The organism is Limnohabitans sp. (assembly GCF_044373035.1).
Taxonomy (GTDB): Bacteria; Pseudomonadota; Gammaproteobacteria; order Burkholderiales; family Burkholderiaceae_C; genus Limnohabitans_A.
The window spans coordinates 1-8478 of record NZ_JBILQU010000114.1; the positions used below are offsets into that span (position 1 = coordinate 1).

Annotated in this window: 10 protein-coding genes; all 10 read left to right on the forward strand. The window is 64.2% G+C overall.

Annotation, left to right across the window (positions count from 1 at the left end; genetic code table 11):
- Window positions 1-594 (forward strand): type II secretion system F family protein (locus ACIQ47_RS13395; protein WP_396438593.1); only part of this gene is annotated, 594 nt, incomplete at its 5' end.
- Window positions 595-624: 30 nt separating this feature from the next.
- Window positions 625-1065 (forward strand): type II secretion system major pseudopilin GspG, encoded by a 441-nt coding sequence (gspG, locus tag ACIQ47_RS13400; protein WP_396438594.1) that lies wholly within the window; start codon window positions 625-627, stop codon window positions 1063-1065.
- 19 nt (window positions 1066-1084) lie between these two features.
- Window positions 1085-1549 carry a Tfp pilus assembly protein FimT/FimU gene (locus ACIQ47_RS13405; protein ID WP_396438595.1) on the forward strand — a complete coding sequence of 155 codons (465 nt, stop codon included), beginning with the start codon at window positions 1085-1087 and terminating at the stop codon, window positions 1547-1549.
- Window positions 1546-1980 carry a prepilin-type N-terminal cleavage/methylation domain-containing protein gene (locus tag ACIQ47_RS13410; protein ID WP_396438596.1) on the forward strand — a complete coding sequence of 145 codons (435 nt, stop codon included), beginning with the start codon at window positions 1546-1548 and terminating at the stop codon, window positions 1978-1980. Before ACIQ47_RS13405 ends, ACIQ47_RS13410 begins: the two co-directional genes overlap by 4 nt.
- Entirely contained in the window at window positions 1977-2702 is a 726-nt protein-coding gene (locus ACIQ47_RS13415) for a type II secretion system protein J (RefSeq protein WP_396438597.1), read from the forward strand. Before ACIQ47_RS13410 ends, ACIQ47_RS13415 begins: the two co-directional genes overlap by 4 nt.
- Window positions 2699-3598, forward strand: coding sequence for a type II secretion system protein GspK (locus ACIQ47_RS13420; RefSeq protein WP_396438598.1), 900 nt, complete (start codon window positions 2699-2701; stop codon window positions 3596-3598). Before ACIQ47_RS13415 ends, ACIQ47_RS13420 begins: the two co-directional genes overlap by 4 nt.
- 9 nt (window positions 3599-3607) lie before the next feature.
- Window positions 3608-4939, forward strand: coding sequence for a PilN domain-containing protein (locus tag ACIQ47_RS13425; RefSeq protein ID WP_396438599.1), 1332 nt, complete (start codon window positions 3608-3610; stop codon window positions 4937-4939).
- On the forward strand, window positions 4936-5490 hold the full coding sequence (gene gspM / locus ACIQ47_RS13430; RefSeq protein ID WP_396438600.1) for a type II secretion system protein GspM: 555 nt from the start codon (window positions 4936-4938) through the stop codon (window positions 5488-5490). The genes ACIQ47_RS13425 and gspM overlap by 4 nt, the downstream gene beginning before the upstream one ends.
- On the forward strand, window positions 5487-6152 hold the full coding sequence (locus ACIQ47_RS13435) for a hypothetical protein (protein ID WP_396438601.1): 666 nt from the start codon (window positions 5487-5489) through the stop codon (window positions 6150-6152). The genes gspM and ACIQ47_RS13435 overlap by 4 nt, the downstream gene beginning before the upstream one ends.
- 19 nt (window positions 6153-6171) lie before the next feature.
- Window positions 6172-8478, forward strand: a 2307-nt coding sequence (gene gspD / locus ACIQ47_RS13440) for a type II secretion system secretin GspD (RefSeq protein ID WP_396438602.1), incomplete at its 3' end; no start/stop codon positions are given.

An 8478-nucleotide genomic window follows, 5' to 3' on the forward strand; every position in this document is an offset into this window, starting at 1 on the left:
GCGCCCACCCGTTTCGTGATGGTGGTGGGCAAAGCTTTTACCGAATACGCGCCGGTGATGGCCTTGGTCTTGCTCGCGCTGTTCTGGCTGGTGCGCCGCTGGATGCAATCGCCCGGCGGACAACAGTGGACGCAAGCCAAAGCCCTGCAAACCCCCTTGCTGGGCAAACTCGTCCTCAAATACAACCTGACCTTGTTCACCCGTTCCTTTGGCACCTTGCTCGGCAACGGCGTTCCTTTGCTGACCGCCTTGCACATCGCCACCCAAACCGTGGGCAATGTCAATTTACGTAAAGCTCTGGAGCCCGTGCCCGGCAAGGTCAAAGCTGGTGGCAAAATGGTGGACGCGTTGCAAGGCAGTGGTATTTTTGAGCCACTGGCCATCAACCTGGTTCGGGTAGGAGAAGAAACTGGCCGCACTGGCCCCATGTTGCTGGAGATCGCACGCATCTTCAACAGCGATGTCGAAAATGGCATCAAGCGGGGACTGACCATGCTGGAGCCCTTGTTGATCCTGGTCCTGGGACTCATCATCGCTGCCATCATCGTTTCCATCTTGCTGGGCATCCTCTCAGTGAATGACCTGGCGGTATAAAATTTACGCGCTTTTTAAAGAGCCATTGACATGCAAAAAATCCAAGCCTCCCTCCCCACGTGGCAGCGCCAAAAAGGCTTCACCTTGATCGAACTTTTGGTGGTGCTGGCCATCCTGACCCTGCTGGCCGGCTTGGTCGGCCCGCGCGTGCTGGGGCAGCTCGGCGGTGCCAAATCCAAAACCGCGGGCGTGCAAATTGCCGACCTCGAAAAATCCCTCGAACTCTTCAAGCTCGACGTGGGCCGATTCCCCAGCAGTGAAGAAGGTTTGGCGGGCCTGTCCGCCAAACCCGCCAACGCCACCGGCTGGAACGGTCCCTACATCAAAGGCAACGTGCCCAACGACCCCTGGGGCAAGCCTTACAAATACACCAGCCCAGCCGCCAACGGCGGCGCGGAAATCGTCTCTTTGGGCGCTGACGGTGCGCCGGGCGGCGAAGGCGAAAACGCCGACATCCGCAACCAACCCTGATGCCCTCATCCCATTGACCATGCACCCCGCAGCCGCTCGCAGTCGTGGCTTCACGCTGATCGAGTTGCTGGTGGTCATGGCCATCGCCGCCCTGTTGGTGGGGGTGGCGCCACCCGCCTTCGACCGACTGCAAGCATCCAGCCAATACCGTGACACGGTGCGTGGCCTGGTCACCGGCCTTCGCCAAACCCGACTCCAAGCCATGCAGCAAGGCCAAGCCGTCGCCTTCACCATCGACCTGGCAGCCCGCCAATACGGCACTGAAGGGGGGGCATTCCAAAAAATCCCCAGCGCGGTGGCCGTCCAGACCACCGTCGGCACCCGCGAAGGGCAGGGCGCAGACACCCAGGCACGCATTGTCTTTTTGCCCGATGGTGGCTCCAGTGGGGGGGTGGTCGACGTGCAAAGGCCCACAGGGCAAGGCACCCGCATCCGGGTGGATTGGCTGATGGGCCAAATCAGCCAAGAGCCGCGCACGCCATGACCGGGCTATTGCGCAAACCGGGGCAGGGCAGGGCGAGCAAACGGCCGCAAAGCGGCTTTTCGCTGCTCGAACTGCTGGTCGCCTTCAGCATCATGGCCATGTCACTGGGCCTGCTGTACCGCGTGGCCGGGGGCAGCGTGCGCCAAGTGTCCGACATCCAGCAACACCAGCAAGCCACCTGGCTGGCCGAATCCCTGTTGGCCAGCCGCCAAGTTGTGCGCGCCGACGGCTGGAACGAAAGTGGCGAAAGCAACGGGTTCCTCTGGCAAGTGCGCAGCACCCCCTACCCCACCGAACTCAACGGCCCCAAAGCCATTCCTTTGCACGAAATCCAGATCGAAATCACCTGGCCGCTGGTCGGGCGCACCGGTCGCCTTGAAGCCGTCACGCTGTTGCCCGAGCAAAAAGCGCCGCCGGGAGCCGTCCGATGAACGCGCAGCGCCCACGGGCACCACGCCCGTTCAGGACGCGCCCAGCCTCCCTTCAGAACGGCTTTACCCTGTTGGAATTGCTGGTCGTCATGAGCTTGCTGTCCATCATCATGGTGGGCTTGGGCGTGGCCCTGCGCGGCATGGCGCAAACCGAAGACCGGGTGGACAAAAAAATCGAGCGCACCGGCGACATCCGTGTGGTGCGCCACTTTGTGCAAGCCACCCTCACCCGCGTTTCGGGGCAAACCATCGACCTGCCCAACGCCCCAGGCCAAAAAACCGTGCCTTTTCAGGCCACGCCCGACAGCCTGACCTGGGTCGGCATCTTGCCCGCCCGCCCCGATGTGGGTGGCAAACACTTTTTCAGGCTCAGCCTCGAAGACGGCCCCCAAGGCGCGCAACTCACCTTGCGGTACGCTCCCTGGAACCCCAACTTCGTGCTGCCCGACTGGTCCAGCACCGAATCGCGCGTGCTGGTCAAACAAGTCCAAACCTTCGTCATCCAGGCCCAAGGCCTGCCCCCAGACCTGAACGACACCACCAAGCCCTGGCCGCAAGGCTGGCAAGACGGTTGGCCCGTCACCGATGCGCTGCCCGAACGGTTGCGCCTGCTCATCAGCGACGCCCAGGGGGCTTGGCCCGAATGGGTGCTGCCCGTGCAAGCCTCGGCCCAAAGCGACGGCAGCCTGAACTTGGTGGTCGTTGGCGGAGGCAGAAGATGAGCCACCCCCGCACACCCACCCTCAAGCGGACACTGGCGCGAACGCCAGCTGGTCCGTCCCGCGCCGCGTCGCAAGGCCTGGCCCTCATCGCCGTGCTGTGGCTGGTGGCGGCCATGGGCCTCATCATCACTGGGGTGGTCAAGTCGGTGAAGACCGAAACCCGCAGCAGCGGGCAACAACGCCAAAGCCTGCAGGCCCAAACCCAGGCCGACGCCGTGCTGCTGTTGGCCCTGCAAAACCTGTACTTTCAGGACAACCCCCTGCGCCAAGCCACACAAAGCGCCCGTTTTGTGTTTGCGGGGCAAGACACCCAGGTCGAGGTCAACTCCCTGAACGGCCTGATCGACATCAACAACGCGCCTGTCCCCCTGCTGGCCCAGCTTTATGCCGTGGCCGCAGGCCTGCCCAACGACGCTGCGCAAGCCCTGGCCCAAGCCACCGTGCAAAGCCGGGAAACCACCAACGCCAAAGGCTTGCAGGCCAAATTTGACGCCCCCGAAGACCTGCTCCAAATGCCGGGTTTCACCTATGACCTCTATGCTAAGATTCGCGACCTTGTCACCGCCGACCTCAAAGACGGCAGCGGACGCGTTAACCCGATGGCCGCACCCCAGTCCGTGCTTCAGGTGCTGACCGGGGGAGACACTGGCAGAGCCGCTGCCTTGTATGCCAACCGCAACGTACCCCTAACCGGCATGGACACCACGGTCTTGAACCCCGCCTTCATCGACAGCAGCATTTCCAGCAGCATTCGGCTCCAGGCCTTTGTGCCCATGGGCAACGGTGCCAGCCTTGTCCGCACCTGGGACGTTTTGAGCGTGCAAGACCGCCGAACCGGTCTGCCATGGCGCGTGCTGGGCAAAAGCCTCACGCTGTCTACCTCTGCCCCGAACTGAACACTGCACATGCCCAGCCTGCAAAAAGACGCCCGACTGTTTGGCCTGGATCTGGCCCCATGGGGTCGTGACATCCTGACGGCTTGGCGCGGCATGCTCGATTGGCCTGTGTTGGCCTGGTTGTGGCCCCAGCCACGGCTGCGCCTGTGGTGGCCCGACGGCACCCAAGCCCTCAGCCGCGGCCCCCAAACAACCACCGTGCCGCTTGCGCAGACCCAAACAGGGACCGACAAACCGCCTGCCACCTCGGGGCCTTCTCAGGTGCGAACTCAGGCTGGTTTTCAAGCCCGTTTTCAGGCCTTGGTGCTCCCCGAAGACATCCTGCTGCGCCGCAGCCTGGTGATGCCCGCACTGGCGCAAGCCGAGCTGCAAGCCGCCCTGGCCCTGCAGCTGCAAACACTCAGCCCCTTTCCCCCGGAGGACCTGGTCTGGACCACCGAAGTCCAGCTTGCCGAAGACGGCAAAACCCAACACATCCACGCTGCCCTCAGCTCCCGCAAGCTCATTGCCCAACACCTGGCCACGCTCCCCACCGAGGCCACGCTGGGCGACATCGAAGTCTGGGTGCCCCATGTGCAGGACGGGCACTTCGCCGTGGCCAGCGGTTTTGCCGAAAACCAGCGCCACCGCCGCAGCGCCGCTTGGCGCTGGGTCAGCGCAGGGCTGCTCATGTTGGTGCTGGCCCTGCTGGCGGGCATCGCGGCCACACCCAGCGTTCAGCTGTACCTGCGATCCAAACAAGCCGAAGCCGCACTCCATGCCTTGCAACAAAAAGCCCTGCCCGTGCTGGCTGAGCGCGAAAGATTCACCCAAGTCACCGACAAGCTCACCCAACTGGGCGAGAACTTCAACCAAAGCGTGGCACCCCGGCCCGTGTTGCAACTCATCACCGAAGCGCTGGGTGACGACACCTCCTTGCTCAGCTTGCAAGTACAAGGCCACAAGGTCAGCCTCACCGGTCAAACCGTCAATGCCTCGGCGCTCATGAAAAAGCTCGACAGCCTGCCGGGCCTGCGCGAGGTGCGTGCCCCAGCCCCTGCCACCAAGCCTCTGGGGGCCACACGCGAATCCTTCACCATCGAATTCACCATGGACCCCGCCCAATGGCCCACGGTCTCGCCCGATGCCCTGATTCAATCAAGCCCAACCAGCCCGGCTGCCGCCTTGCCCGCCACGGCACCTGCGTCCTTGCCTGCGTCCGTGCCCGCGGCCACACCCCCTGCCTCCCCCCCAGCCAAGCCAGCGGCAGCACCTGCCAATCCCTTGGCCGTGCCCTCCAACCCCCTGGTGGTGCCCGCCAACCCGCTGGCTGTGCCCGTGAACCCCCGCAAGACGCCATGAAATCCCTCGTCGTCAACCGCATCCTCTGGCTGCAGGTCATCACCGTGGCCCTGATGCTGGCCGCCTTGGCCGCCTTCGGGCTGTATGCGGCGGCCAAGCACGATGCGGCGCAAAAGCGTCTGGACCAAGCCGAACCCCGCTATGCACGCCTGATGGGTCTCATCGCGCGCCGCGAGGACATCGGCAGCTTCAGCGTCCAAGTCAACGAATCCATCTCGCGCATGGCTTACCCATCGGCCCAAGACGCTACCCAAACCGGCAACGAAGCGCAGCAGCGCATCCGCAGCATCTTTGCCGAAAGCAAGCTCGATGTGGGCAGCATCCAGGTGCTGCCCGTCAAGGAAGGGCCACACTTTGACCGCATCCCCATCCAATTGCGCATCGAAGGCGACATGACCGGCATCCAGAACGCCCTGGCCTTGCTGGCCACCCAAAGCCCGGTCATTGGGCTGGACAACTGGACCATCCAGACCGTCGGCGCCGTGCGGCCCGCCAGCACCCAGCGTCTGGGCGCGCAATTCAACTTCTTTGTGCTGCGGAGCCGCCCATGAACATCGGACCCCTGCACTTGCTGTCCGTGCTCAGCCTGGGTCTGGGCCTGGGTCTGGCCAGCCTGTGGGTAGACCCCAACGCCCAGCCCTTGCCCCAGATTTTCTGGACCGCACCCGCGCCCGTGTCCCCCGAAATTGCCAGCCCCACCGTGGCCCTCAGGACCGACCCGCAAGGCGGTAACCCCGATGCCTACCCGGCCATCCTGGCGCGTCCCCTGTTTGCGCCCGACCGCAGGCCCCCGCCCCCGCCGCCGCCGCCGGTGGTGCCCCCGCCCCCGCCTCCGCCCGACCCCTTTGCCAGTGTACAAATCACCGGCCTGTTCACAGGCCCCACTGGAGGCGTGCTGGCGCGCGTCGAAGGCAAAATGCGCCGCGTCAAGATCGGACAAAACATTGGTGCCTGGAAGCTGGAGGCTGTTGAAGGGCGCGAAGCCACCTTCAAGCAAGGCGAGCAAGAGCGCAAACTGCGCCTGGCCTTCGCCAAGCTCAATGTGCCTGTGGCGCCACCGATCGCCGCAGTGCCTGCCGGCATGCTGCGCCCGCAGGCCCCGCCTCAAAACCTGAACGCCATCCAACAGACCCAACAAGAGGAGCAGCGCGAGCGCCTGCGCCGCCGCAACGAATTGCGCATTGCAAACGGCCTGCCGCCCCTCACCGAATAACCTGAAAACCCCACGCGCCATGAACAAACCCACACAACACACCGTCATCTGGCTGGTCATTGCCACCCTGGGCCTGCACATGCCCAGCCTGGCCCTGGCCCAGCTGACCACCGACCAAGAGCCCGAAAGAAAGCCGCAATACTTCATCGGCAGCGGCCAAATCCTGGCCGCCCCCAACAACGCCGGCGCCATCCAGGGCGCGCCCGCTGGCCTCAAGTTCGAAGACGCGCCCCTGGCCGACGTGGTCGGCGTCATCCTGCGTGAAATCGCCAAGGTGGACTACGTCATCCACCCCCCCATCAACGGCAACGTCACGCTGTCCACCCAGGGCAACGTCAGTGCCGACCACGCCATGCAACTGCTCGAAGCCGCCTTGCACGCCAACGGCGTGGCCATGGCGCGCGACACCCGTGGCGTGTTCCACATCGGCCGCCCGGACGCTGTGCGCAGCGTGGTGCCGGGCCTGCGCCAGGCCAGCAGCGAACCCCTGCCGCCCGGCATGGGCGCGGTGGTCATTCCACTCAAAAACACGGGCGCCGCAGAAATGGCCACCATCTTGCGCGCCATGGCCCCGGCTGAAGCCCTGCTGCGCGTGGACACCCTGCGCAACCTGATCGTCATGAGCGGCACCCGGCCCCAAATCGAAGGCTGGTTGGACATCATCCGCACCTTTGACGTGGACCTGCTCAAAGGCATGTCGGTCGGTGTTTTCCCGCTCAAACACGTCAGCACCCAAGACGTCGAAAAAGCCATCCGGATGATCAGCGGCGGCAACGTCACCAGCCCCGCACGCACAGCGGTCAGCAATGCGCCAGGTGCTCCCGCCGCCCCGGCCATCCCGGGCGGCAACAACGCCGCCAACACGCCCAGCGCCTTGCCTGCAGAAGTCGGCTTGCTGGGCGCGCTGCGCATCCTGCCCATCGCCAACATCAACAGCCTGCTCATCGTCACGCCTCGCGCCAGCTACCTCGAAGAGGCGCGCCGCTGGATCGAAAAACTCGACCAACCCGGCAGCGGCATGGGGGACTTGCAACTGTTCGTCTACCCTGTGCAAAACGGCAACGCCAAACACCTGGCCAACGTGCTCAACGGCTTGTTTGGCAACGGCACTTCGGCCCCGGCCACCAGCACCGCCCCTCGCCCCGTCGCCCCTGGCCTGCAAAACACCAGCGGGGGCGCAGGCTTTGGTGGCTCCACGCAAGGTTTTGGCGCCAGCATGGGCAGCTTTGGTGGGGCAACGCAGAACAACAACACCAACAGCGCCAATCAGAGCCCCGGCGTGTCCACCGTCACCCTCAACTCCGGCGTGCGCGTCATGGCCGACGAAGTCAACAACGCCGTGCTGATTTACGGCAGCCGGGGCGAGTACGACAAAATCCAAAGCGCCCTCAAGCGGCTCGATGTGCCGCCCACCCAAGTGCTCATCGAAGCCAGCATCATCGAAGTCACCCTCAACGACGAACTCAAATATGGCCTGCAGTGGGTGTTCGATGACAAAACCCGGGGCGGTCTGTCTGGCTCCGGTGTCATCAGCAACGTTGGTGGCGGCGTGCTCGGCGGGGCTGCAGCAGGCTTTTCTTACACCCTCAAAAACCCTCTGGGCAACGTGCGCGGCGTCATCAACGCGCTGGCCGAAAAATCGCTGGTCAACGTCATCTCCAGCCCCTCGCTCATGGTCATGGACAACCACACCGCCAGCATCGCCGTGGGCACCCAACAACCCATCCGCAGCAGCGAAACCTTTGTCGGCGGCAGCAACAACGTAACCACCGCCATCCAGTACAAAGACACCGGTGTCACCCTCTCCGTCACCCCCTCGGTCAACGCGGGCAACATGGTCACCATGCAAATCAACCAGGCCGTGACCGACGTGGGGGCCCAAGACGCCGCCACCGGCCAGCGCAGCTTTTTGCAGCGCCAGTTCAACAGCAAAGTGGCCGTGCGCTCGGGCGAAACCCTGGTCTTGGGCGGCCTGATCCGCGACAACAGCACCAACGGCAAAGCCGGCATTCCCTTGCTGCAAGACATCCCCCTGCTGGGCAAACTCTTTGGTGCCAACAGCAAAAACCAGGCTCGCACCGAGCTGCTGGTGGTCATCACGCCCCGCGTGGTGCGCAACGACGTGGACCTGATCGCCATTGGCCAGGAAATGCGCGAACGCATGAAAGGCCTGCCCCCCCAACTGCCTCCACCTGCTAGCTTCGAGCCCAGCGTGAACGAGCTGATCCCCAGATCCCAGCCTGTGACCCGAGCCGCCCCAGCCGCAGCGCCTGTCCTGGCCAAGCCAGCACCAGCACCAGCACCAGCACCAGCACCAGCACCAGCA

Excerpts from the sequence above, each read along its gene's own strand:
- ACIQ47_RS13410 (WP_396438596.1), top strand. The coding sequence starts at position 1,546 with ATGACCGGGCTATTGCGCAAACCGGGGCAGGGCAGGGCGAGCAAACGG.
- ACIQ47_RS13425 (WP_396438599.1), top strand. The coding sequence starts at position 3,608 with ATGCCCAGCCTGCAAAAAGACGCCCGACTGTTTGGCCTGGATCTGGCC.
- gspG (WP_396438594.1), top strand. The coding sequence starts at position 625 with ATGCAAAAAATCCAAGCCTCCCTCCCCACGTGGCAGCGCCAAAAAGGC.
- ACIQ47_RS13415 (WP_396438597.1), top strand. The coding sequence starts at position 1,977 with ATGAACGCGCAGCGCCCACGGGCACCACGCCCGTTCAGGACGCGCCCA.
- ACIQ47_RS13405 (WP_396438595.1), top strand. The coding sequence starts at position 1,085 with ATGCACCCCGCAGCCGCTCGCAGTCGTGGCTTCACGCTGATCGAGTTG.
- ACIQ47_RS13435 (WP_396438601.1), top strand. The coding sequence starts at position 5,487 with ATGAACATCGGACCCCTGCACTTGCTGTCCGTGCTCAGCCTGGGTCTG.
- gspM (WP_396438600.1), top strand. The coding sequence starts at position 4,936 with ATGAAATCCCTCGTCGTCAACCGCATCCTCTGGCTGCAGGTCATCACC.
- ACIQ47_RS13420 (WP_396438598.1), top strand. The coding sequence starts at position 2,699 with ATGAGCCACCCCCGCACACCCACCCTCAAGCGGACACTGGCGCGAACG.